The organism is Pseudomonas sp. TNT2022 ID1044 (assembly GCF_028656895.1).
Classification (GTDB): Bacteria; Pseudomonadota; Gammaproteobacteria; order Pseudomonadales; family Pseudomonadaceae; genus Aquipseudomonas; species Aquipseudomonas reinekei.
The window spans coordinates 79,331-102,410 of record NZ_JAMDHB010000003.1 but is presented as its reverse complement, the minus strand read 5'-3'; the positions used below and the strand labels follow the sequence as shown (position 1 = coordinate 102,410).

12 protein-coding genes and 2 riboswitches are annotated in these 23,080 nt (G+C 60.9%); of the genes, 5 read left to right on the top strand and 7 right to left on the bottom strand.

Annotated elements, in window-relative coordinates; all coding sequences use genetic code 11:
• Positions 1-6: 6 nt before the first annotated feature.
• From M5G20_RS05260 to cobW, 4 genes are read right to left on the bottom strand one after another with little or no spacing between them, the layout of a single operon-like run.
• Positions 7-663 (bottom strand): vWA domain-containing protein, encoded by a 657-nt coding sequence (locus M5G20_RS05260; protein WP_443218292.1) that lies wholly within the window; start codon positions 661-663, stop codon positions 7-9.
• A gap of 2 nt (positions 664-665) precedes the next feature.
• Complete coding sequence (locus M5G20_RS05255; RefSeq protein ID WP_273918235.1) at positions 666-1,673, bottom strand: ATP-binding protein; 1,008 nt, start codon at positions 1,671-1,673, stop codon at positions 666-668.
• A 54-nt stretch (positions 1,674-1,727) separates the two neighbouring features.
• The gene (gene cobN, locus M5G20_RS05250) at positions 1,728-5,561 is read right to left on the bottom strand and encodes a cobaltochelatase subunit CobN (RefSeq protein WP_273918234.1); all 3,834 of its coding nucleotides are present in this window, start codon (positions 5,559-5,561) and stop codon (positions 1,728-1,730) included.
• 3 nt (positions 5,562-5,564) lie between these two features.
• Positions 5,565-6,632 carry a cobalamin biosynthesis protein CobW gene (gene cobW, locus M5G20_RS05245; RefSeq protein WP_273918233.1) on the bottom strand — a complete coding sequence of 356 codons (1,068 nt, stop codon included), beginning with the start codon at positions 6,630-6,632 and terminating at the stop codon, positions 5,565-5,567.
• Positions 6,633-6,731: 99 nt separating this feature from the next.
• Positions 6,732-6,943, bottom strand: a riboswitch (cobalamin riboswitch).
• 205 nt (positions 6,944-7,148) lie between these two features.
• Positions 7,149-7,374, top strand: a riboswitch (cobalamin riboswitch).
• Between the two features lie 122 nt (positions 7,375-7,496).
• On the opposite strand from cobW, the gene M5G20_RS05240 reads away from it, so the two are divergent.
• The 4 genes from M5G20_RS05240 to cobM all read left to right on the top strand — a co-directional run bounded on the left by M5G20_RS05240 (position 7,497) and on the right by cobM (position 9,656).
• Positions 7,497-7,691 carry a CbtB domain-containing protein gene (locus tag M5G20_RS05240; RefSeq protein ID WP_150732778.1) on the top strand — a complete coding sequence of 65 codons (195 nt, stop codon included), beginning with the start codon at positions 7,497-7,499 and terminating at the stop codon, positions 7,689-7,691.
• 11 nt (positions 7,692-7,702) lie between these two features.
• Entirely contained in the window at positions 7,703-8,416 is a 714-nt protein-coding gene (locus M5G20_RS05235; protein ID WP_273918232.1) for a CbtA family protein, read from the top strand.
• Complete coding sequence (locus M5G20_RS05230; RefSeq protein ID WP_273918231.1) at positions 8,413-8,826, top strand: cobalamin biosynthesis protein; 414 nt, start codon at positions 8,413-8,415, stop codon at positions 8,824-8,826. The genes M5G20_RS05235 and M5G20_RS05230 overlap by 4 nt, the downstream gene beginning before the upstream one ends.
• A gap of 83 nt (positions 8,827-8,909) precedes the next feature.
• Positions 8,910-9,656, top strand: a complete 747-nt coding sequence (gene cobM / locus M5G20_RS05225; RefSeq protein WP_273918230.1) for a precorrin-4 C(11)-methyltransferase — start codon at positions 8,910-8,912, stop codon at positions 9,654-9,656.
• A 154-nt stretch (positions 9,657-9,810) separates the two neighbouring features.
• On the opposite strand, the gene nfuA is transcribed toward cobM, so the two are convergent.
• Together nfuA and M5G20_RS05215 are read right to left on the bottom strand one after the other, a co-directional pair.
• Positions 9,811-10,395 carry a Fe-S biogenesis protein NfuA gene (gene nfuA, locus M5G20_RS05220; protein ID WP_003225494.1) on the bottom strand — a complete coding sequence of 195 codons (585 nt, stop codon included), beginning with the start codon at positions 10,393-10,395 and terminating at the stop codon, positions 9,811-9,813.
• Positions 10,396-10,519: 124 nt separating this feature from the next.
• Positions 10,520-12,829, bottom strand: a complete 2,310-nt coding sequence (locus M5G20_RS05215) for a fatty acid cis/trans isomerase (RefSeq protein WP_273918229.1) — start codon at positions 12,827-12,829, stop codon at positions 10,520-10,522.
• 156 nt (positions 12,830-12,985) lie between these two features.
• On the opposite strand from M5G20_RS05215, the gene metH reads away from it, so the two are divergent.
• A complete protein-coding gene (gene metH / locus M5G20_RS05210; protein WP_273918228.1) occupies positions 12,986-16,696 on the top strand; it encodes a methionine synthase in 3,711 nt (1,236 codons plus the stop codon).
• A 129-nt stretch (positions 16,697-16,825) separates the two neighbouring features.
• Here the strand turns inward: metH and M5G20_RS05205 are convergent, their stop codons facing one another.
• Positions 16,826-23,071, bottom strand: coding sequence for an NEL-type E3 ubiquitin ligase domain-containing protein (locus M5G20_RS05205; protein WP_273918227.1), 6,246 nt, complete (start codon positions 23,069-23,071; stop codon positions 16,826-16,828).
• Positions 23,072-23,080: the final 9 nt, after the last annotated feature.

Sequence of the window (23,080 nt, the reverse complement as noted above, 5' to 3'; positions counted from 1 at the left end):
TACGCGTCAACGCAATTCATCGATATGCCGATACTCGGACTGCAACTGCGCCGCCAGTGTTTTGCTGCGCCCGAGTCGAATCGGCCCACGCTCGATATCAATCAGCAACCCCGGACAATCCAGTGGCGCCAGAGCGGCCCCGTCCTTGAGCCGTCCATCGGTCACCACCAGCAAGCGTTGCTGCTCCGCAGGGAAACGCTTCTGCCGCACCCTCAACCATCGCCGCGCTTCAGCCAGCGCCGCCAGCAACGGTGTCCCACCTCCTGCGCCAAGCTCATAAAGCCAATGACGCAATCCGCCGGAGGCCTTCAACCCTTGAACCTGCCACTTTGGCGCGGCACCACTGGCCGTCAGCAAGGCCAGCCGGGCGCGTTGGCGATAGGCGTCATCGAACAGTTGCGCAAGCAACCCCTTGGCATCGCTCAAGGCGTGATGCCGACGGGTCGACGCCGATGCGTCGACAATCACCAGCCACAGTTCATGCGCCGAGCGTGTGCGCAGGTGGAACAACAGATCCTGACGCACGCGTGGGCGACCATTGAGCAAGGTGCCGGGCCAATTGACCGAGCCGCTGCGGGCGGCATGACGCTTGCCCTGTTTGCCGTGATCGAGCCGTCCGGCGCGGGGTCTGGCATTCGCCCCCGCGTCAGATCGGGGGCGAATGCCTAAGGCTTTTTTGGCCAGCTCGGCACTTCACGGCGGGCACCGACGGGCAATGCCTGAGCGGGCATTTCACCCCACTGGCCCTGACCTTCGCCGGGGCTGGCCGTCTGGGGCGAAGACGACTGCGGCGTTGATGCCGATTGGGGTGCCGACGGGGAAAGTTCACGGCGACGATGGCGCAAGGCGAATTCGGCGACTGCGTCGATATCTTCGATGCTGATGGCGCAAGCGCCACGCCAGGCCGCATGAGCGCGTGCCGCGCGCAACCAGACCAGATCGGCGCGCATGCCGTCGACGCCGGCGGCGAAGCAGCGTTCGGTGATTTGCGCCAGCGCTGCATCGTCGAGGGGAATGCTCGCTAAAGCGCTACGGGCCTTCTGGCAGCGTTCGCGCAAGTTCGCTTGCTGACTCTCCCACTCGGTGCAAAAGCCGTGGGGATCGCTGTCGAAATCCAGACGCCGACGAATGATCTGGCCACGCTCTGCCGGTGCGGTGTGGCCGCCGAGGGCCACGTTCAAGCCAAAGCGGTCAAGCAACTGCGGACGCAACTCGCCCTCTTCCGGGTTCATGGTGCCGATCAACACGAACTTCGCCGAATGCCGATGGGAAATGCCGTCACGCTCGACCAGGTTGGTACCGCTGGCGGCGACGTCGAGCAACAGATCGACGAGATGGTCAGGCAACAGGTTGACTTCATCGACATAGAGCACGCCGCCATCAGCCTTGGCCAGTACACCGGGGGAAAACTGCGCGCGCCCCTCGCTCAGTGCGGCATCCAGATCGAGGGTGCCGACCAGGCGTTCTTCAGTGGCGCCCAGGGGCAAGGTGACGAACTGACCGCTGGCAAGCAAATCCGCCAGGCCACGGGCCAGGGTCGACTTGGCCATGCCACGCGGGCCTTCGATCAACACGCCGCCGATCTTCGGGTCGATGGCGGTCAGGTACAGCGCGAGTTTCAAATCGTCGGCGCCGACCACGGCGGATAGGGGGAAATGCGGGGTGTCGGTCATCTTCAATACTCAATCATGGTCGGGGTAAATACACGCTCCCACAGGGGTGTTGTTCTAGCCATGTTCTTCTATATCCAGTAGCAGGTTTTCCAGCGCCTCGCGGTATTCGCCCGGCTCTTTCCACATCCCCCGTTGCTGCGCTTCCAGCATCCGTTCAGTCATGTCGCGCAAGGCATGGGGATTATGCTCGCGAACAAACTCGCGAGTCGCCGGGTCGAGCAAGTAGGCATCGGCCAGCAAGGCGTACTGGTGATCGTCGATCAACTGCGTGGTGGCGTCGAAGGCGAACAGGTTATCGACAGTCGCAGCCATTTCGAAGGCGCCTTTATAGCCATGACGCTTGACCCCGTCGAGCCACTTGGGATTGGCCGCCCGTGAACGGATGACCCGGTTCAACTCTTCCTTCAGCGTGCGGATTTTCGGCAAGTCGGGTTGGCTGTGATCGCCGTGATAACTGGCTGTGGCCGCGCCGCTGAGGCTTTCCACCGCCGCGAGCATACCGCCCTGGAACTGGTAGTAGTCATTGGAATCGAGCAAGTCGTGCTCGCGGTTGTCCTGATTTTGCAGAACGGCCTGCACCTGGCTCAGGCGCTGGGCGAATTGCTCACGGGCTGCCGTGCCTTCATCGGAACCGCCATAAGCGTAACCGCCCCAGTTCAGGTAAACCTCGGCCAGATCCTCGCGGCTCTGCCACAGCCGCCCGTCGATAGCGCCCTGCACGCCTGCACCATACGCGCCGGGTTTGGCCCCGAAAATCCGCCACCCGGCCTGACGCCGGGCTGCTTCTGCATCCAGCCCGGATTGCAGCAGTGCTTCACGCTCGGCGCGAACCTTGGCCGCCAACGGGTTGAGATCGTCCGGTTCGTCCAGCGCGGCGACCGCTTGCACGGCCGCGTCGAACAGACGGATCAGATTGGCGAAGGCGTCGCGGAAAAAACCGGACACGCGCAAGGTCACGTCCACTCGCGGACGGTCGAGCAGACTCAATGGCAGGATTTCAAAATCGTCGACGCGCTGACTGCCGGTAGCCCACACCGGGCGCACGCCCATAAGCGCCATGGCCTGAGCGATATCGTCGCCACCGGTGCGCATGGTCGCCGTGCCCCACACGGACAGGCCGAGCTGACGCAGATGATCGCCATGGTCTTGCAGATGGCGTTCCAAAATCAGGTTGGCTGACTGGAAACCGATGCGCCAGGCGGTGGTGGTCGGCAGGTTGCGCACGTCCACCGAATAGAAGTTGCGGCCGGTGGGCAGCACGTCCAGGCGTCCACGGCTGGGTGCGCCGCTGGGGCCGGCCGGGACAAAACGACCGCTGAGGGCGTCGAGCAGACCGCGCATTTCGGCGGGACCGCAGGCGTCCAGTCGCGGCGCGACGACTTCGCGCAAGTTGTCGAGGATGGCGCTCACTTCAGACCAGTTCGCCTCTTGGGGGAGCGAGCCTGCTCGCGCAAGCGCTGTGTCAGTTGATGTTTTTCCATCGCGAGCAGGCACGCTTCCACAGGGGTCTTCCAGCACTTGCGAGATCAGTTGCGTGGCAAACAGTTCGAGGCGTTCGCGGGTGTCGCCGGTGGTGCGCCAAGGGTCATCGCTGATTGACAACAAGGCCTCTGGCCGCGCCCCGGTCCACGGCTCGGCCAGCGCACAATCCAGCGGGTCGAAGCCCGGCGCGAACGCCTTGGCCAGCGCCCGCAGCAAACTCGATTGCGCACCACGCCCGTCACCCCGGGGAATACGCAACAATGCAAGCAAAGTGTCGATGCGCAAACGCCCCACCGGCGACTCGCCAAACACATGCAAGCCATCGCGGATCTGCGACTCTTTCAAGTCGCACAGATACGTGTCCAGACGCGGCAACCAGATCGCCGCATCCGCGTCACTGTCGAGTTGTTCGTCCAGTTGCAGTTCGCGGTCGATGTGGGTCTCGCGCACCAGTTGCAGGATGTCGCGCTGCAACTCCCTGGCGCGGCGTGGATCGAGCAATTGCGCTTCGTAATATTCGTCGGCGAGCAATTCGAGATTGCGCAGCGGACCGTAGGTTTCAGCGCGGGTCAGCGGCGGCATCAAGTGATCGATGATCACCGCCTGAGTCCGCCGCTTGGCCTGGGCGCCCTCGCCCGGATCGTTGACGATGAATGGATAAATGTTCGGCAACGGTCCGAGCAATGCATCCGGCCAGCAGTTTTCCGACAGGCCGACGCCTTTGCCCGGCAGCCATTCGAGGTTGCCGTGCTTGCCGACGTGAATCAGCGCGTGGGCGCCATAGGTGTTGCGCAGCCAGAAGTAGAACGCCAGATAGCCATGGGGCGGCACCAGGTCCGGGTCGTGATACACCGCGCTCGGGTCCACCTGATAACCACGCGCCGGTTGAATGCCGACAAAGGTCAGGCCGAAACGCAACCCGGCGATCATCATCCGGCCGCTGCGGCACATCGGATCGTGTTCCGGCGTGCCCCAACGCTCCATCACCGCAGTGCGATTGGCGTGGGGCAGCGCGTTGAACATCGTCAAGTATTCATCCATGCCCAGGCTTTGCTGGCAAGGACGCTGGTCGAGGGTGTCCAGATCATTGCTGACGCCGCCGAGCAGTTGCTGGATCAACGCGCTGCCGCTGTCCGGCAGTTCGGCGGGGAGCGGATAGCCTTCGCTGTGCAGCGCGCGGAGAATGTTCAACGCCGCCGCTGGCGTGTCCAGGCCCACGCCGTTGCCGATGCGGCCGTCGCGGGTCGGGTAATTGGCGAGGATCAGCGCGACGCGCTTTTGCGCATTGGGCAGGCGTGACAGATCGATCCAGCGCCGCGCCAGTTCGGCGACAAAGTCCATGCGTTCGGGTTGCGGCCGGTAGCAGACCACATCCGATTGACTGCGCTCACTGCGCCACGCCAGATCCTTGAAACTGATCGGCCGGCTGATGATCCGCCCGTCCAGTTCCGGCAAGGCAATGTGCATCGCCAGATCCCGCGGGCCGAGGCCTTGTTCGCTGGCGCGCCAGTCCGGTTCGTTGTCCTGGGCGCAAATGGCTTGAATCACCGGGATATTGCGGCGAAACGGACGCAAATGCGGCGCTTCGGGGCTCGATTGGGCAAAACCGGTGGTATTGAGGATCACTCCGGCTTCTGCTTCATCCAGCCAATCCTCGACTGCCGCCAGACAACCGGGCTCTTTCAAACTGGCCAGGGCAATCGGCAACGGATTCAACCCCGCTGCCTGCAACCGCTGGCAAAAAACATCGATGAAACCGGTATTCGCCGCTTGCAAATGCGAGCGGTAAAACAGCACGGCCGCCACCGGTTGACCGGCCTGCCAATCGGCCTGCCAGTCGCTCAATACGGGAGTGTTTTTTTGCGGATGGTAAATCGCCGTACGCGGCAACGCTTGCGGCTCGTCCCAGGCGTAATCCCGTGCCAGCCAACGGTTGGCCAGGCAGCGGAAGAAGTCCAGCGCGTTGCCCATGCCGCCCTGGCGCAGAAACTGCCAAAGTCGGTCACGATCTTCGGCCCCGACAGTGCTCAGGTCACTGAGCTCCGGGTCCGGGCGATCATCCCCCGGCACCAGAATCAACTGCACACCCCGCTGCGACAACTCCACCAGCCGCTCGACGCCGTAACGCCAATAGGCAATGCCGCCGTGCAGCGAGATCAGAATGACCTTGGCGTGGCGCAAGACTTCATCGACATACAGGTCAACCGAAGCATGGTTCTGCACCTGCATCGGGTTGGCCAGGCGCACGCTCGGGTAATCATCGGGCAACTGCTGCGCCGCTTCGGCGAGCAGCGCCAGACTGGAATCGCCGCTGCACAGGATCACCAGTTCGGCGGGGGTTTGTCCAAGGTCGGCAATGTTGTCATCCGACACGAAACCGCCGGGCTGGGTCCTGAGCAGGTGCATGGCTTATACGCTGAGCGCGGTGCGCAATTGCGCTTCGAGCAAGGCGGCATCCAGCGCCTGGCCGATCAGCACCAGACGCGTGGTGCGAGCTTCTTCAGCACCCCACTGACGGTCGAAGTGCTTGTCGAAACGCGTGCCCACGCCCTGGATCAGCAAGCGCATCGGTTTGTTCGGGATCGCGGCGAAGCCTTTGACGCGCAGGATGCCGTGCTGGACCACCAGTTGCGTCAGCGCGTCCATCAGCAGGCTTTCATCGGATGCCGGCAATTCAATGGAGATCGAGTCGAACGCGTCATGATCGTGGTCATCATGATCTTCATCGTCGTGGTGATGATCGTGATGGCTGTGGCGGCTATCGATGTGTTCTTCGGAACCGGCGCCGAGGCCGATCAGCACGTCCAGCGGCAGGCGACCGCTGCTGGCTTCGATGATCTTTACCGCTGGCGGCAATTCTTCGGCAACTTCCAGGCGTACGCGGGCCAGGTCTTCCGGGCTGATCAGGTCAGCCTTGTTGAGGATCACCAGGTCGGCGCTGGACAGTTGGTCGGCGAACAGTTCGTGCAGTGGCGATTCGTGATCCAGGTTCGGGTCGAGCTTGCGCTGGGCGTCGACCTGATCCGGGAATGCAGCGAAGGTGCCAGCCGCCACGGCCGGGCTGTCGACCACGGTGATGACCGCATCGACGGTGCAGGCACTGCGGATTTCCGGCCACTGGAAGGCTTGCACCAGCGGTTTTGGCAGTGCCAGGCCCGAGGTTTCGATCAGGATGTGATCAAGGTCGCCGCGACGGGCCACCAGTTCGCGCATCACCGGGAAGAACTCTTCCTGCACGGTGCAGCACAGGCAGCCATTGGCCAGTTCGTACACACGGCCGTTGGCTTCTTCTTCGGTGCAACCGATGGAACACTGCTTGAGGATTTCACCGTCGATGCCCAGTTCGCCGAACTCGTTGACGATCACCGCGATACGGCGCCCCTGAGCGTTGTCGAGCATGTGCCGCAGTAACGTGGTTTTGCCCGAGCCGAGGAAGCCGGTAACGATGGTGACAGGGAGTTTGGCCAGTGTTTTCATCGGATGCCCTTTGGCAAGGTGGCGGGCATACGGGACGAGAACCGGCAACGCACATGCGCGCCGGAAGCGTTCGCCACCGGATCACCCCGCCCGGTTGTAGTGAGAATCTGTATCGAGGCAGGTCTCCTGGCTGACGGTGTGCCAGTCGCTTGACTGGCGTTTACTGCGCCTTCCCGCGGGCTCAAGGGTTGAGCGTGCAGTGGCGTGGCAGCGAACATCACCGTTCACAGTTGCGGGGGCAGCCGCGGCATTGACCGCGTTCCCTTCTTAGCTTCGACAGATGCCGAAGAACCTCGAAAGCGCAAGGCTACGCATGGTATTGGGGCGGGTCAATGTTCATGGGAAGAATGCGATCACCTGTGGCGAGGGAGCTTGCTCCCGCTCGGCGGCGAAGCCGTCGTAATACCTGCGGGGGAGGTTTCCCAAACCGGCGGGAGCAAGCCCCCTCGCCACAGGGGATGTGGTACCTCAAACGAGAACCCTTGCCAATTGACGCCCGGCCCTCGCCCATGCTCTCCTACGCATCTTGTTACGGGTGCCCTTCACAGGGTGAAACGGGAAACCGGTGAATCATGTGCTTTACTCAAGGCCATGTCAGTCCGGTGCTGCCCCCGCAACGGTAAGCGAGCGAAACGTCAGATCCACTGTGCCCAATCCGGCATGGGAAGGTGACGTTTGCAGGTCAAGGCGAAAGCCTGTGCCCCTCGTGAGCCCGGAGACCGGCCCGCAACACAAAGTGAAAACACAATCACTGAATGACAAACCCGCGGTGGGCGGGCGCTGTTCGAACCCCTGCGCGCCCGTTCGTGTGCAGGATCTTGCATGCGCTTTTGATTCCCCGCTGACAGACCAGAGGGAAACGCCATGTCGACCATCAGCAGCACCGGCCACAGCAGCTCCGCCAGCGCCACCACCACCCTGACTCAACGCCTCACCGCCGCCGTTTTTGCGTCGATCCTCGGCGCATGCCTGGTGTACTTCGCCGGTTTCTCGCACATCGAAGCGGTGCACAACGCCGCACACGATACCCGTCACAGCGCCGCGTTCCCGTGCCATTGAGACCTGCCGAGATGATCAAGCGTATTGCGCAAACCGCAGGTTTCACCGGGCTGCTCGCCGCCCTGCTGCTCACCCTGCTGCAAAGCTTCTGGGTTTCCCCGCTGATTTTGCAGGCCGAAACTTACGAGAAATCCGAACCGGCCGCTATTGAAGTCCACGAACACGCACACAGCGAAGGCGCCGTCGCCGCTCACACCCACGATGGCGAAGCCTGGGAGCCGGAAGACGGCTGGCAGCGCGTGCTATCGACCACCGGCGGCAACCTGGTGGTGGCCGTCGGTTTCGCCCTGATGCTGGCCGGCCTGTACACCTTGCGTGCGCCGACCAAAACGTCTCAGGGTTTGCTCTGGGGCCTGGCCGGCTACGCAACCTTCGTGCTCGCGCCGACACTCGGCCTGCCACCTGAGTTGCCAGGCACCGCTGCCGCCGACCTGGCGCAACGACAGATCTGGTGGGTCGGTACGGCTGCCTCCACTGCGGTCGGTATCGCGCTGATCGTGTTCAGCCGTCACTGGCTGATGAAAGTCCTCGGCGCGGCGATCATTGCCGTACCCCATGTGATTGGCGCCCCGCAACCGGAAGTGCATTCGATGCTGGCACCCGAAGCATTAGAAACCCGGTTCAAAATCGCTTCGCAGTTGACCAACGTAGCGTTCTGGCTGGCCCTGGGCCTGATCAGCGCCTGGTTGTTCCGCCGCAAAAGCGATAGCCAATACCACGCATGACGGATCCCGGCACAGCGCCGACCCTGGTGGTCGGCCTGGGCTGCCAGCGCGGCTGCCCCGTCAATACGTTGCGGGCGCTGCTGGATCAGGCACTGCAAGCGCATCAAATCGAACTGCATGAAATCAAGGCCCTGGCCAGCATCGACTTGAAACGGGACGAACCCGCGCTGAATGAATTGGCCGCTCAACTGGCACTACCGCTCATGTATTTCAGCAGTGAACAACTGGCCGCTTATCAGCCACAACTGAGTCACCATTCGCAGATCGCTTTCGAGCGCACCGGATGCTACGGCGTCGCGGAAAGTGCCGCCCTCGCCCTGGCCGAACAGCTGACCAATGCACCGGCAAAACTGCTGATCTCGCGACAAAAATATGCTCAGGCCACTCTGGCGTTGGCCTGCCCTGCGTAAAATCCCCGATAATCCGCGTATCCGATCATGAGCAATCTTCATCTGAAGCCTTGCCCAGCCCCTTTTACCCACAGGAATCGACGATGACCGTCTACTTCATTGGCGCAGGTCCCGGCGACCCGGAACTGATTACCGTCAAAGGCCAGCGGCTGATTCGCAGCTGTCCGGTGATTATCTATGCCGGCTCATTGGTGCCCGCTGCGGTGCTTGAAGGCCATCAGGCCGATACCGTGGTTAACAGCGCCGAACTGCATCTGGAACAGATCATCGAACTGATCAAGACTGCCCACACCAACGGCCAGGATGTGGCGCGGGTACACTCGGGCGATCCGAGCCTGTATGGCGCCATCGGTGAGCAGATCCGCCCTCTACGCGAACTCGGCATTCCGTTCGAGATCATCCCCGGCGTGACCGCAACCGCCGCCTGCGCCGCGCTGCTGGGGGCGGAATTGACGTTGCCCGACGTGTCACAGAGCGTAATCCTGACGCGCTACGCCGACAAAACCACGATGCCCAAAGGCGAGGAATTCTCCAGTCTGGCGCAGCACGGGGCGACCATGGCGATTCATTTAGGGGTTAATCATCTGGCGAAGATTGTCGAGGAGTTGCGGCCGCATTACGGCGCCGACTGCCCGATTGCGGTGGTCCATCGCGCGAGCTGGCCGGATCAGGACTGGGTGGTGGGGACGCTTGAGGACATTGCCGGGAAGGTTGAAGAAAAAGGGTTTCGACGCACGGCGTTGATCTTGGTGGGTCGAGTGTTGGGCAGTGATCAGTTCAGCGAGTCGTCGCTGTATCGCGCGGGGCATGCGCATTTGTATCGGCCATAGCCCCTCATCGCTGGCAAGCCCACACAGGTTTTGTGTCGGGTTTGCGGTCAACATAAAACCTGTGGGAGCTGGCTTGCCAGCGATGAGGCCAGCACATCTCGCCCATAAAAAACGGCGCTCACGGGGCGCCGTTTTTTATGTCGCAGCGAACACCTTAGTAGTAGGCGTTTTCTTTCTGCGTGTGGTCGGTGACGTCGCGGACGCCTTTGAGCTCCGGGATGCGTTCGAGCAAGGTACGCTCGATGCCTTCCTTCAAGGTCACGTCTGCCTGGCCGCAGCCCTGGCAACCGCCGCCGAACTGCAGAACGGCAATGCCATCCTCGACCACATCGATCAGGCTGACCTGACCGCCGTGGCTGGCCAGCCCCGGGTTGATCTCGGTTTGCAGGTAGTAGTTGATGCGCTCGTTGACCGGGCTGTCAGCGTTGACCATCGGTACTTTGGCGTTTGGCGCCTTGATGGTCAGCTGGCCGCCCATGCGGTCGGTGGCGTAGTCGACAACCGCGTCGTCCAGGAACGCTTCGCTGAACGAATCGATGTAGGCGGTGAAGCTTTTCAGCCCCAAAGCGGTGTCTTCAGGTTTTTCTTCGCCCGGTTTGCAGTAGGCAATGCAGGTTTCTGCATACTGGGTGCCAGGCTGGGTGATGAAGACGCGGATGCCGATGCCCGGGGTGTTCTGCTTGGAAAGCAGATCAGCCAGGTAATCGTGGGCGGCGTCGGTAATGGTAATAGCGGTCATGGAAACTCCTCGCAGGCTTGGGCGCAGTTTACGCCAATCATCGCCGCGGACAAAGTCCTAGTATTTTTGTCGGGAAAGATTGCCACGATCCCCCAGCAGGCGCTGCCGGAGGATCGCTGGCTTTTCACAGGTTTTCGTAGCGGTTCATGTCCAGCACGCCCTCTTCCACCGGTTCGGTCTCTTGGATGTAGCGGCTTAAATCATGAAAGTACTGCCAGAACTGCGGATGACTGCGACGAATCCCCCAGCGTTCGACGATTTTCTCCAAACGATCGGCATCTTTGGCATTTTCCATCGCAGCCACAAACGCCGGAACCTCTTCGGCCGGGATGTTGAACATGAAATTCGGGTAGCTGCTCAGGACGCCCGGGTAAATCGTCAGGGTGTCCAGCCCTGGCTGATAACGCAGTGATTCGCCGAGCAGGAAAGCCACGTTGCTGTGAGCGCGGTTGCGCAGCAGGCTGTAGACCACGCGGGTTCCGCTCGACGTTTGGATACGCAACATAGTGGCTTCCGGCAGTTGATCGATGACCCTGAGCCCGGCTGCCGGTCGCGCCGTGAGTGTGCTCAAGGCTTGTTCGGCATTTTGCAGCTCAGGATCGATGTTCGGCCGCGAACAATAGGCGCCGTCACAGCGATTGATCGGGTCAGGATTGGCGTTGAGATCGCCGTAACGCGCCAGCAACTGCATGGCGAAATCACGCTTGGGGTCTTTTTCGTCCAGTTTCAGCGCAGTCGGCTTGTCGTTGTCGATGGTTTCGTAGTCCAGCCACATCTTGAATTTGCCGCTGCTCTGGTACCAGTCATCAAGATACCCCTCGCGCGAATCCGCCGGCATCAGGCGCAGGAAGTTCTGCTCGGCGCCATTGCGGATCAAATCGAAATACAGGCGTGTCTGCGCTTGATGGGAGACGTTACCGAACACGTCGAAATTCACCGCCAACTGGTAATAGGTGCGCTCGAGCAACGGGTAATCGAACAACCACAGGGTTTGCGGCACTTCGCCGATCAAGCCTTTGGTCACGGCGGCACTGTCGAAATGGCGGAAAATGCTCAGCAAAGCATTGTCGTTGCCGGCCCACAGCGCCGACCAGCTCGGCGCCGGCACATCGGCGTAGCTGTCGCGGCGCAAGGCTTCGTACTCGTTTCGCTTGTCGCGGTAGTCGTGCCACAGGCTCAAGACGCTGCCGACATCGTCGTTCTGCCCCGGCATCGCCAGCAACGGCGTGGCCTGGCCGCGATAGTTCGGATCGGTGATGTAGAGGTCGTGCTCCGGCGCCTGGAACAGTGCCCAGAAGTTGTCACGGATCACGTCAGTGGCGATCTGCCCCCGGCAAACCGGGCCGCGAATAAAGGTGCGCACGAAATACTCGGCGTTATCGAGCATGAACTGATAACGCGCCTGGGCCGGGATCGCTTCAAAGGTCGCAAACGGGTTGGCCCGGCTATGCGGCCCATAACCCGGCAGCGCGCTGGCCTGCCAGTTACCGCTGTAGAACAGGCTCTTGACCCGGGCCATCTTCGCCGCGCTCAACGGGTAGGTAATGTGAGTCTTATGAACGATCACACCCTGCACCGGCCAAAGACGGTAGTAAAACTGGCTGCCCGGATCATCGTTCGGGCGTCGGGTCTTGACCATGTCAATCGGCTGCCCGGTCGGCGTGCGCGATCTCACCCACTGAAAGAAATGCCCCGGCTCGCCGTCCTTGAAATAGATGTGCGCGAGAAACCAGTGCTCGTACAACCAGCGCCCTACCAGGCTCTGCCGGGCACCCGGCGAGTTGAGCAGGTTCTCCCACTGCACCACCTGCAACGCCTCTTTCGCGCTCGGCACGAGGCCCTGCTCATCGATCGGCGCACCGGAGGCCAGCCAGCGTTGCAGCGTCTGGTACTGCTGATCGGTGAGGCCGGTGACCGCCAGCGGCATGCCTTCCTTCGGGTGGGCACCCGCGTAGCCATCAAACTCGGCGGGCATCGCGCACATGTTTTCCCGGTTCAAACCCAGGACGATGTCTTCGGGCAACTTGGCATTGGGTTGCAGCGGCGTACGGTGACCCAGCTCAAGCATGCGCGCCATCAGGGCCGCCTGATTGCTCTGGGCGTCGAGCACCGAGTAAAAGCCCATTTTCTGCCAGGCCTGCTTGCCGCTCGCGTCATAAAACAATCGGGTCGGTGCCACGGCCTGGCTGCGATCACCGTCATACACCGGGACTTTGGTCGCACCGCGCGCCGCACCTTCGCCACTGCCGAGGTTGAGCTGGCAGGCTGCATCATTGCAGGCATGGCAGGCTACACACTTTTCGGTGAAGATCGGCTGGATGTCGCGGATGTAGGAAATCGAAGAAGAACTGCCAGAGGATATCCCCGGACCTTGCGCCACAGCGCCCCAGCTTAAAAACAGCAATACACTGCTGATGACAACGCGATACGACATGTCCCTGGTCCCGATCCTTTAAAAAACGCCGCGATTCTACCGGTCTGGCACCCACCTCAACATGAACGATATTCATGCAAAACCCGGACATGCTCTAAATCCGCACAGGTTTGCTATTATCCCGGCCCTTCGTCATGGTCTTTCCGAGTAGTCCTAATGTCCGATCGCAGTGTTCGCCTTCAAGCTCTCAAGCACGCCCTCAAAGAGCGCATCCTGATTCTCGATGGCGGTATGGGCACGATGATCCAGAGCTACAAGCTCGAGGAGCAGGATTACCGTGGCAAACGCTTCGCCGACTGGCCGAGCGATGTCAAAGGCAACAACGACCTGCTGGTGCTGACGCGTCCTGACGTGATTGGCGGCATCGAGAAAGCCTACCTGGATGCCGGCGCCGACATTCTGGAAACCAACACCTTCAACGCCACCCGGATCTCCATGGCCGATTACGGCATGGAAGAACTGGCCTTCGAATTGAACGTAGAAGGCGCTCGCCTGGCGCGCAAGGTTGCCGATGCGAAAACCCTCGAGAACCCGGACAAGCCGCGTTTTGTCGCCGGCGTACTCGGCCCGACCAGCCGCACCTGCTCGCTGTCGCCGGACGTCAACAACCCTGGCTACCGCAACGTCACCTTTGATGAGTTGGTGGAGAACTACACCGAAGCCACCAAAGGCCTGATCGAAGGCGGCGCCGACCTGATCCTGATCGAAACCATCTTCGACACCCTCAACGCCAAAGCGGCAATCTTCGCCGTGCAAGGCGTGTTCGAAGAACTGGGCGTCGAATTGCCGATCATGATTTCCGGCACCATCACCGACGCCTCCGGCCGTACCCTGTCCGGCCAGACCACCGAAGCGTTCTGGAACTCCGTGGCCCACGCCAAACCTATCTCGGTCGGTCTGAACTGCGCCCTCGGCGCCAGCGAATTGCGCCCGTACCTGGAAGAGCTGTCGAACAAGGCCAACACCCACGTTTCCGCGCACCCGAACGCCGGCCTGCCGAACGAATTCGGTGAATACGACGAACTGCCTTCGCAAACCGCCAAGGTCATCGAGGAATTCGCCCAGAGCGGCTTCCTCAATATCGTCGGCGGCTGCTGCGGCACCACGCCTGGCCACATCGAAGCCATCGCCAAAGCCGTCGCCGGTTATGCGCCGCGTGCGATTCCGGAGATCCCAAAGGCCTGCCGCCTGTCGGGCCTGGAGCCGTTCACCATTGATCGCAACTCGCTGTTCGTGAACGTCGGCGAGCGTACCAACATCACCGGCTCCGCCAAGTTCGCCCGCCTGATCCGTGAAGACAACTACACCGAAGCCCTGGAAGTCGCTCTGCAGCAGGTCGAAGCCGGCGCCCAGGTGATCGACATCAACATGGACGAAGGGATGCTCGATTCGAAGAAGGCCATGGTGACCTTCCTCAATCTGATCGCCGGTGAACCGGACATCTCTCGCGTACCGATCATGATCGACTCCTCCAAGTGGGAAGTGATCGAAGCCGGCCTCAAATGCATCCAGGGCAAGGGCATCGTCAACTCGATCAGCATGAAAGAAGGCGTCGAGCAGTTCATTCATCACGCCAGACTGTGCAAGCGCTACGGCGCCGCAGTCGTGGTGATGGCGTTTGACGAAGCCGGCCAGGCCGACACTGAAGCGCGCAAGAAAGAAATCTGCAAACGCTCCTACGACATCCTGGTCAACGAAGTCGGCTTCCCGCCGGAAGACATCATCTTCGACCCGAACATCTTCGCCGTGGCCACCGGCATCGAAGAACACAACAACTACGCTGTGGACTTCATCAATGCCTGTGCCTATATCCGCGACGAACTGCCGTACGCGCTGACCTCGGGTGGCGTGTCCAACGTGTCGTTCTCGTTCCGCGGCAACAACCCGGTGCGCGAGGCGATCCACTCGGTGTTCCTGCTGTACGCGATCCGCGCCGGCCTGACCATGGGTATCGTCAACGCCGGTCAACTGGAGATCTACGACCAGATCCCGGCTGAACTGCGCGATGCCGTGGAAGACGTGATCCTCAACCGCACTCCGGAGGGCACCGACGCCCTCCTTGCCATCGCCGACAAGTACAAGGGCGACGGCAGCGTCAAGGAAGCGGAAACCGAAGAGTGGCGCAACTGGGACGTCAACAAGCGTCTGGAACACGCGCTGGTCAAAGGCATCACCACCCACATCGTTGAAGACACCGAAGAGTCGCGGCAGTCGTTTGCGCGCCCGATCGAAGTGATCGAAGGCCCGTTGATGTCCGGCATGAACATCGTCGGCGACCTGTTCGGTGCCGGCAAAATGTTCCTGCCGCAGGTGGTGAAATCCGCCCGTGTAATGAAGCAGGCCGTGGCCCACCTGATCCCGTTCATCGAACTGGAAAAAGGCGACAAACCGGAAGCCAAGGGCAAGATACTCATGGCCACCGTAAAAGGCGACGTACACGACATCGGCAAGAACATCGTGGGCGTGGTGCTAGGTTGCAACGGCTATGACATCGTCGACCTCGGCGTGATGGTCCCGGCGGAGAAAATCCTTCAGGTGGCCAAGGAAGAAAAATGCGACATCATCGGTCTGTCCGGGTTGATCACACCGTCACTGGATGAAATGGTCCACGTGGCGCGCGAGATGCAGCGCCAGGACTTCCACCTGCCGTTGATGATCGGTGGCGCCACCACCTCCAAGGCGCACACCGCGGTGAAGATTGAACCCAAGTACAGCAACGATGCGGTGATCTACGTCACCGACGCCTCCCGGGCGGTCGGTGTCGCCACCCAACTGCTGTCCAAGGAACTCAAGGCCGGTTTCGTCGAGAAAACCCGTCTGGATTACATCGATGTCCGCGAGCGCACCGCCAACCGCAGTGCCCGCACCGAACGCTTGAGCTACGCGGCGGCGATCGCGAAGAAGCCGCAGTTCGACTGGAGCACCTACGAGCCGGTCAAACCGACATTCACCGGCACCAAGGTGCTCGATAACATCGATCTGAAGGTCCTGGCCGAATACATCGACTGGACGCCGTTCTTCATTTCCTGGGACCTGGCCGGCAAGTTCCCGCGCATTCTGCAGGACGAAGTGGTGGGTGAAGCGGCCACGTCGCTCTATGCCGACGCCCAGGAAATGCTCGCCAAACTGATCGACGAGAAGTTGATCAGCGCCCGTGCGGTGTTCGGTTTCTGGCCGGCCAATCAGGTGCGCGATGACGACATCGAACTCTACGGCGATGACGGCAAGCCTTTGGCCAAGCTGCATCACCTGCGTCAGCAGATCATCAAGACCGACGGCAAGCCGAACTTCTCCCTGGCCGACTTCGTCGCGCCCAAGGACAGCGAACTCACCGACTACGTGGGTGGTTTCATCACCACTGCCGGCATCGGCGCCGAAGAAGTGGCCAAGGCTTATCAGGACGCTGGCGACGACTACAACTCGATCATGGTCAAGGCCCTCGCCGACCGTCTGGCCGAGGCCTGCGCCGAGTGGTTGCACCAGCAGGTGCGCAAAGACTACTGGGGTTATGCCAAGGATGAAGCGCTGGATAACGAAGCACTGATCAAGGAACAGTACAGCGGTATCCGCCCTGCTCCGGGCTACCCGGCCTGTCCGGATCACACCGAGAAAGCCCAGCTGTTCGCCCTGCTCGATCCAGAAGCCGAGGAAATGCGTGCCGGCCGCAGCGGCGTGTTCCTCACCGAGCACTACGCAATGTTCCCGGCAGCGGCCGTCAGCGGCTGGTACTTCGCTCACCCGCAGGCGCAATACTTCGCCGTGGGCAAGATCGACAAGGATCAGGTGCAGAGCTATGCGTCGCGCAAAGGCCAGGAATTGAGCGTGACCGAGCGCTGGCTGGCACCCAATCTCGGTTACGACAACTGATCGCTGCCGCGCGTGTTGCCAGCCTTTACGCGCAAGCGTTAACCACTATCGCCAGCAAGCCGGCTCCTGCAGAAATACGCATTTCCCTGTAGGAGCCAGCTTGCCGGCGATGGCGTCGGGGGGAGCGCTTTACGCACTCACGGATGAACCGGCACCGCTCGTGGACGATTCAATGTCAGCCACCTCTTTGCGAGAAAGCGCTATCAACTTCGCATTGCGCGCTGCGGCGTGATCAAAGAGCTGACTCAAGAAAGCCGGGTCATCAGCGCCCGCCTCCTGATCCACATCCATAACTTCCACCTCATCGAGCGCCTTGAACACGTCAGGGTGTTTCTCCTTGAGATAAGCCACCCAGTAATCGCGCTGGATCAAATCCTCAAAAAAGCCATCGGACCGCTCGGCAGTGACGACTTCCAGGCGTGCGGCCGCCAGTTGTTGGGGGGTGACGCCTGACGCATAGGTCATGTGTTTCGGTTGCCCGGGGAGGCTCAGGCCATCATCCCAACCATCGGTAAGGCCAATTCGATAGCCCAGGCGTACCTCGGCTTCATCCCGACCGCCATGACTCGCCGCTTTCGTTGCCAACTCGTCGACCTTATCGAGCCGGAACAACTGCCGGGACAACTTCAACAGTGCCTCGCCTTTTGCGCCCACGCGTCCGGCAGGAATCTCGAGCAAGGCATTGTGCGTGAACACTTTGCTTTCCAGGCCACTGAACGTCAGGATCCGACCGTCGACACAGGTGCCATGGGTGGCGGAACTGGCGAACAGGACCTCGCGAAGTTCGGTGTTGCCGACGGCGGCCTCCATCACGGTCCACACTCGCCGAGTCAGGTCGGCATTTGCCACCCGGAACTCGCGCGTGTCCTGCAATCGCGAGAGCAAATGAAAGAACGCCGCATTGTCCGGTTCTGCCGCCAGCTGACTCCAGATTTCGCTTTGGGTGGCCAGTTCTTCGGGAAGGGCATTGGCGAGCCAGGGTGTTTTTTGTTCTGAGTCCGGCTCGTCTTCAGGGAGGTCTTCATCCGGTTCGATACTTTCCGTGCTGCTTTCCCCGAAGTTGTGTGCGTCATCAATCATCAGGTCCAGATCCGCACGTGAAAAGCCCAGCACGGTGTCGTGAGCGCCCGCATCGCGGTAAGCCCGTAACCGCTCAAGACTTTCTAACAACATGTCGTCGTTGTCGGTCAGGTCGGTGCCGGCCATGAGCAGGTCATGACTGCCATCCAGCGCTTGCGGCGCAATGGAGACGATGCCGTTGCCGCTCAGATTCAGTGATCTCAGGCGGCTGGCCTCGAGCACGCCTTGCGGCCACTCGGTCAAATCGTTGTTGCGCAGATCAAGCGTCTCCAATGCCTCGAAATCCGTGACATCAAAGGCTTCCAGTTCGTTGTAGCTCAGGTCCAGCCATTGCAGGCGCTGCAAGGGACTGAGCGCGGTATGCAAGTGTTCGCTATCGTCCAGCCGGTTCGAGGACAGCTCCAGGCGTTCGAGCTTGTCCATGTGCCTGACCGGCTCGGGAATGATGTCCAGATCATTGCCAGTGAGTTCCAGCCTCTGCAATTGCGTGAACGCGCTGAGGAACTCGTCAGACCCCCGACCAGTCAGTTTCACGCTGGTCAGGTTCAGACGGGTGACATGCTCGAACGCTGCCGGCAACGCAGGTAGATCGCCCAGTTGCAGGCCGTTGAGATTCAGCGCCGTGCCCGCACCCCCTTCGTTGCCGGTCAGACCTGCGCGCCAGCATTCCAGAATCCGCAAGGCACCCTGCCTGCGGGTGCTGGACGACAGGATCCAGCCAGCGCCGCGTACGCCGCGCGTATACAACCAGCCATTCAGTTGCCGGGTGAGCGCCTCATAGGTTTGCTCCCAACCGGCAAACTGCTCGCTTATTTGCACATCCGTCGACCCGCTTCGGCGCAACTCTTCGATCAGCGCCAAAGCGTCATCATCGGCGAGTGCCGGTTTGAGCCGTTGCAAACGGTGCGTCAGGTTCGCAACGCCTTCCCCCGACGGGATGTCCGAGAGCGCAAGCAGATGCCGTGCAATCGAAAACCCGCTTTCCAGCGGCGGGAACAGCGCCGGCACTTCTTCCCGGCTGAATCGTTGCAGAGCCCCTTCCGGCAGGACTTTGGCAATTTCCAGTCGCTGCCGTGCCGACTTGATCGCGGCGAGCGCGGGATCGGATAAAGGGCTGCCGGCCAGGTCAGTCTTGAGTAACATCTCATCCGGAATCTGCGCAGGCATCGAGGCGATCTTGCTGTCGCGCAAATCCAGCCAGGTCAAGTCCGGCAGATCTTGCACGCCTGCCGGCCATTCCTGGAGGTCTGTCGCCCGCAAACCCAGTGCCTTGAGGCGAGTCATGGCACTGACATCCAGTGCGCTCAGCGGGTTGTTATGCAGGTCGAGGAATTCGAGCTTTTGAAGCCCATTGAAACTCTGCCGCACCGCCGAACTGTCGAGGATGCGATTGTCGGAGAGATTCAGGTGGGTGAGCTTCCCGAGGTCACCCGGCGCAATCGGTACCTGCGTCAGATTGTTGTGACTCAACTCCAGCCTTTCAACTTCGGTGAAGCCGGCGAGGAACGCCTGAACATGCTCCGCCGCCGCTGTATTGCCCTTCAGATACAACGTTTGCACATGCTGGAACGCGCCGGCTGGCAGGTCGGGAAATGCACTGAGTTCCAGGTTCGGCAGGTCGAGTATCGACGCGTCGACGGTCGCGCCATAGCGCTTGAACACCCCGTCACGCCAACTGGCCCTGAGGGTGTTTGCCGCCCAGATGCGTCCCATCACCTCTTTGACATCGATCGGTGACTGCGCGGCGCGATGGGACCAGTTGTCGAGTCGCCGGTCGAGCAACGCGTGCTCCTCACTCATGGCCTCGACCGCGTCGAACCTTGCCTTGGCGCTCGGCCATTGCTCGACAAACTGATTGAACAAACTCTCGAAGGAATCGTTGATGCCTTCGCCAAGCCGTCGCAGTTCGCCCTTGCTGTAACCCCTGACCATTTCTTCCAGATCAACCAGGTGCAAGGGGTGATTTTTCACATACTCATAGGCTGGTTTGAAGTGCTCACGCGGGACGATCGACCAATCCAGCGACAGCCCGGACCAGAGTTTTTCATGCCCTTTGAACATGCCGTCAGGCAACGTTCTGATTCCCGCTCCCTTGAGGTTCAATCGCTCCAGATGGGGAAGCTCGAGCACTCCGGCAGGCCATTCCACCATCGCAGGCGCGAGCACTTCCAGTCGGCGCAATTCACGCAAGCCAGTGACATCGAGCGCCAGCGGCGAATAACCGGAGGAACTGACACTGAGCGCCTCAAGTGTGGTCAACCTGTTCAACCTTGCGGGCATGTCGGCGGCGTATGGAGCGACGGCATACAGGTTCAGGTCCTTGAGCGCCGGCAGGGTGCTCAATGCCATGGGTACGTTGCTGAACTCATCCCCCGTGGCATTGATTCGCAGTCTTTTCAGATTGGGAAACGTGGCCAGAAGCCCATCGGCATTGGCGTCCGTGATACACCGACCGCGGACATACAGATCACTCACATGGGAGAATTGCGCGGTCAACGGCGGTATTGGATCGTCACAAACCAGTTCCAGCAACCTGTACCGGGCCTGTTCCTCTGCCAACGGTGAGTTGCGCCAACATTGCTTGATGTTCTGCGCGACCGACGCCTTGCCCCCCAGCATGAACTGCAATTCAGATGCCGGGACGGGTTCGCCGACCCATTGATCGAGGGTCGACTCGAGTACTTCCCACTCGCGCAGACGCGCCTGCAAGAGGTTATAAATCTGTGCGTCGGTTTTGCCTGCGCGTAGCTGCGCCAGGATAAATCCATTGGCTTGCTGGTCAGTCAACACCGGATAGACGTCCTGAACCCGGGTCACCAGCGAAGGATTCATGCCCTGCCCGCGCCCGCTGGCGTAGTAGCCCACCCTGCGTTCCGTTACGCGTACGGGTGGCTTGAATGCCTTGTCGCGGCCGCTGCGCTGTTCCAGCACTGGCGATAATTGGCCAGTGAACGCCGGGGCCTGACGCCCCTGCTGCACATACCAACGCGCCTCCTCCAGCATTTTCAGTGGAATTCGACGCGTCTTTCTCAGACGCGAGAGCTCTTCGGCATTGGCATCCAGCACAACCCTGCGGGCGGCGGCATTACTCAGCCCCGGACAGGCACGTTGCAGTTTTTCAAGCAGGGTTGCGCCAATGCCAGGCTCGCCTTCGAACAGCCGCATGGCATGAGCCAGTTCCGGTGGGGGCGCAAAGTGATCCATGTGCATTTTGCGCAAGGCATTGTCTTCGACGCCACAGGCCTCGGCGATGTCGAGCAGTTGCTCATCAGTAAATGCCTCGGTGACAGGCCCCATGCGCCGCAGCAGTGTCAGGCGATCCCATGTGCGGGGACGCTCCAGCGTGTGACGCCAGGCGCCAAGCCCGTTGTGTTCGAGTATGGGTTGCCACGCCTGATCGTCGACGGGATGTTTGATGCGCCACTTCTTCAGTGCCGGATCAAAGACAGTTTCATAGACCTTGCCACCCTGCCGGATGAAGGCTTTGCCATCGACCCAATGCTGCCCCAACCCATCCGGAACTGAATCGCGATCGAGCCTGAAGTGGCTTTCATAGGCGCTCAGGTCCGGTTTCCACAAGCGCGCCTTGCCGTCGGCGCGCTTGACGGGTTCCAGACGCTCGACCACTGGTTCGGGTTTGACCGCCCCCAGCTTGGCCAAGCCTTTGCCCGCACCGGCCATCACCGCGATCAACGCCAGATTCTCAGCCACATCGACCAGATGCGCCTTGGCCGCCGTGCGATCACCCTCACTCCACTCGATCGCCCCTTCGAACGACTCGTACAGCAGTTGACTGGCCATGACCGTCAGCATGACCTCACCCAGCACCGGCACGAACATCGACACCATGTTCAGGCCCAGCAAGCCGATTTCCAGCAGATGATTGAGCTTTTCCGCCCGCACTCGCGCATCGACGTCCGCCGTGGGCACCGCGTGGCTGCGGGCGTCGGCGATGACTTTTTTGCGGTTTTGCTCGTAGAGATAGGCCCACAGGTCGCTGTTGGCGGACCAGATACCCGCCACACCTTCGCGAACGATCCCGAAGGGATTGAGATAAGGATCGTCGACCGGCTCACGTTTACCCGCAGGCTCTGGCGGCAGCTCCTTGATCCGGACGACGGCCGACAACGGGGGCACGTACTGAGCGACCTTCATCCACAATGAATGCAAAGGGTCGGTCGCAGGGTCGGCAACCTTGCGGGTGAACTGACCGAAGTAATAAGGCCGGTCGGTGTAGGCCACAAACTGGCTGAAGAAACGCTGGTGGGTGGTCGGCCCGCTGTCACTGGCGGGTAAGGCATCGCGGGCGGTGAACTGGCGCTTGAACTCTTCTCGCATCTGTTCGGACGTGTAGCGTTTGAGCGGGTGCTCGGGATCGTGGGGAATGTAGACGATGAAATCGCTCGTGTAGCGATACTTTTCACTGATGCTGAACACCACGCAGCCGGTCATCCTGCGCTTCATCAGGCTCAGGTCACGAAACCAGACCGGCCTGTTGCCGACCCGGGGATGGATTTCGTCATCAATCACCGAAAGGATCATTGTGTAATCGTCGGGTTCGATGTCGTTTTTCAGCAGCGCCAGTTCGGCGGCCGCCCTCATTGCCGCTTTCTGGCTGGCAACGAATTGCTCGGGCAGGGTCGTGTCCGTCTGCGCATCCGTTGTCTGAAAAAATGCCTCCACACGGGTTTGATACTGCGCGCCGATATCCAGTTGGCGGCAGAGCGTGAGGAATTGCGTGACCGACACATCAAGGGTCGCGACTTCGAACGTACCAGGCGTCGACGTTTCGACCACAAACCCCGACCCGCGATGAAAAGCGCCTGGCTCACATTCGGACGCTTCAAAGTTATGCAGTGCCGCCTGCAACAACGAAAGCTTCAACACCTCGAACGAGTTGATCTCAATTTGAAAATCGCTGACTTCCAGCGCTCGCCTCAGACATATCAAGGTTTTGTTGACGTCGGCTTCGACCCCGAACTGATCCTTCAGCGCCTTGCGCAGTAACGGCTCGGCAAAGCTTTCGGCGTCTGGTAGCGACGACATCGTTTTGTCGAGCCGGGACTGGGACACGAAGCTGTCGTTGAAGCGCTCTTGCAACGCCTGCTGTTGCGCACTGGATACTCGCGAGAACCACGGCGGCGGGAGCGAGCCGCTGGCTTTTATGGCTGCCCGCCGCTGCGGCGTGGCGTCGATCAACCAATCAGGCGTCAGCTGTTCAACAAGTTCGCTATGAATGCTGCTTCGGCCCGCAATCAGAGGCTGACGGGGCGCAGAGGGGGAATGGCTAGACATGGTGTCGCT

What these genes read in the sequence shown, in the direction of transcription:
- M5G20_RS05255 (WP_273918235.1), bottom strand. Translation starts at nt 1,673, where the DNA reads ATGACCGACACCCCGCATTTCCCCCTATCCGCCGTGGTCGGCGCCGAC.
- cobN (WP_273918234.1), bottom strand. Translation starts at nt 5,561, where the DNA reads ATGCACCTGCTCAGGACCCAGCCCGGCGGTTTCGTGTCGGATGACAAC.
- cobW (WP_273918233.1), bottom strand. Translation starts at nt 6,632, where the DNA reads ATGAAAACACTGGCCAAACTCCCTGTCACCATCGTTACCGGCTTCCTC.
- M5G20_RS05240 (WP_150732778.1), top strand. Translation starts at nt 7,497, where the DNA reads ATGTCGACCATCAGCAGCACCGGCCACAGCAGCTCCGCCAGCGCCACC.
- M5G20_RS05235 (WP_273918232.1), top strand. Translation starts at nt 7,703, where the DNA reads ATGATCAAGCGTATTGCGCAAACCGCAGGTTTCACCGGGCTGCTCGCC.
- M5G20_RS05230 (WP_273918231.1), top strand. Translation starts at nt 8,413, where the DNA reads ATGACGGATCCCGGCACAGCGCCGACCCTGGTGGTCGGCCTGGGCTGC.
- cobM (WP_273918230.1), top strand. Translation starts at nt 8,910, where the DNA reads ATGACCGTCTACTTCATTGGCGCAGGTCCCGGCGACCCGGAACTGATT.
- nfuA (WP_003225494.1), bottom strand. Translation starts at nt 10,395, where the DNA reads ATGACCGCTATTACCATTACCGACGCCGCCCACGATTACCTGGCTGAT.
- M5G20_RS05215 (WP_273918229.1), bottom strand. Translation starts at nt 12,829, where the DNA reads ATGTCGTATCGCGTTGTCATCAGCAGTGTATTGCTGTTTTTAAGCTGG.
- metH (WP_273918228.1), top strand. Translation starts at nt 12,986, where the DNA reads ATGTCCGATCGCAGTGTTCGCCTTCAAGCTCTCAAGCACGCCCTCAAA.
- M5G20_RS05205 (WP_273918227.1), bottom strand. Translation starts at nt 23,071, where the DNA reads ATGTCTAGCCATTCCCCCTCTGCGCCCCGTCAGCCTCTGATTGCGGGC.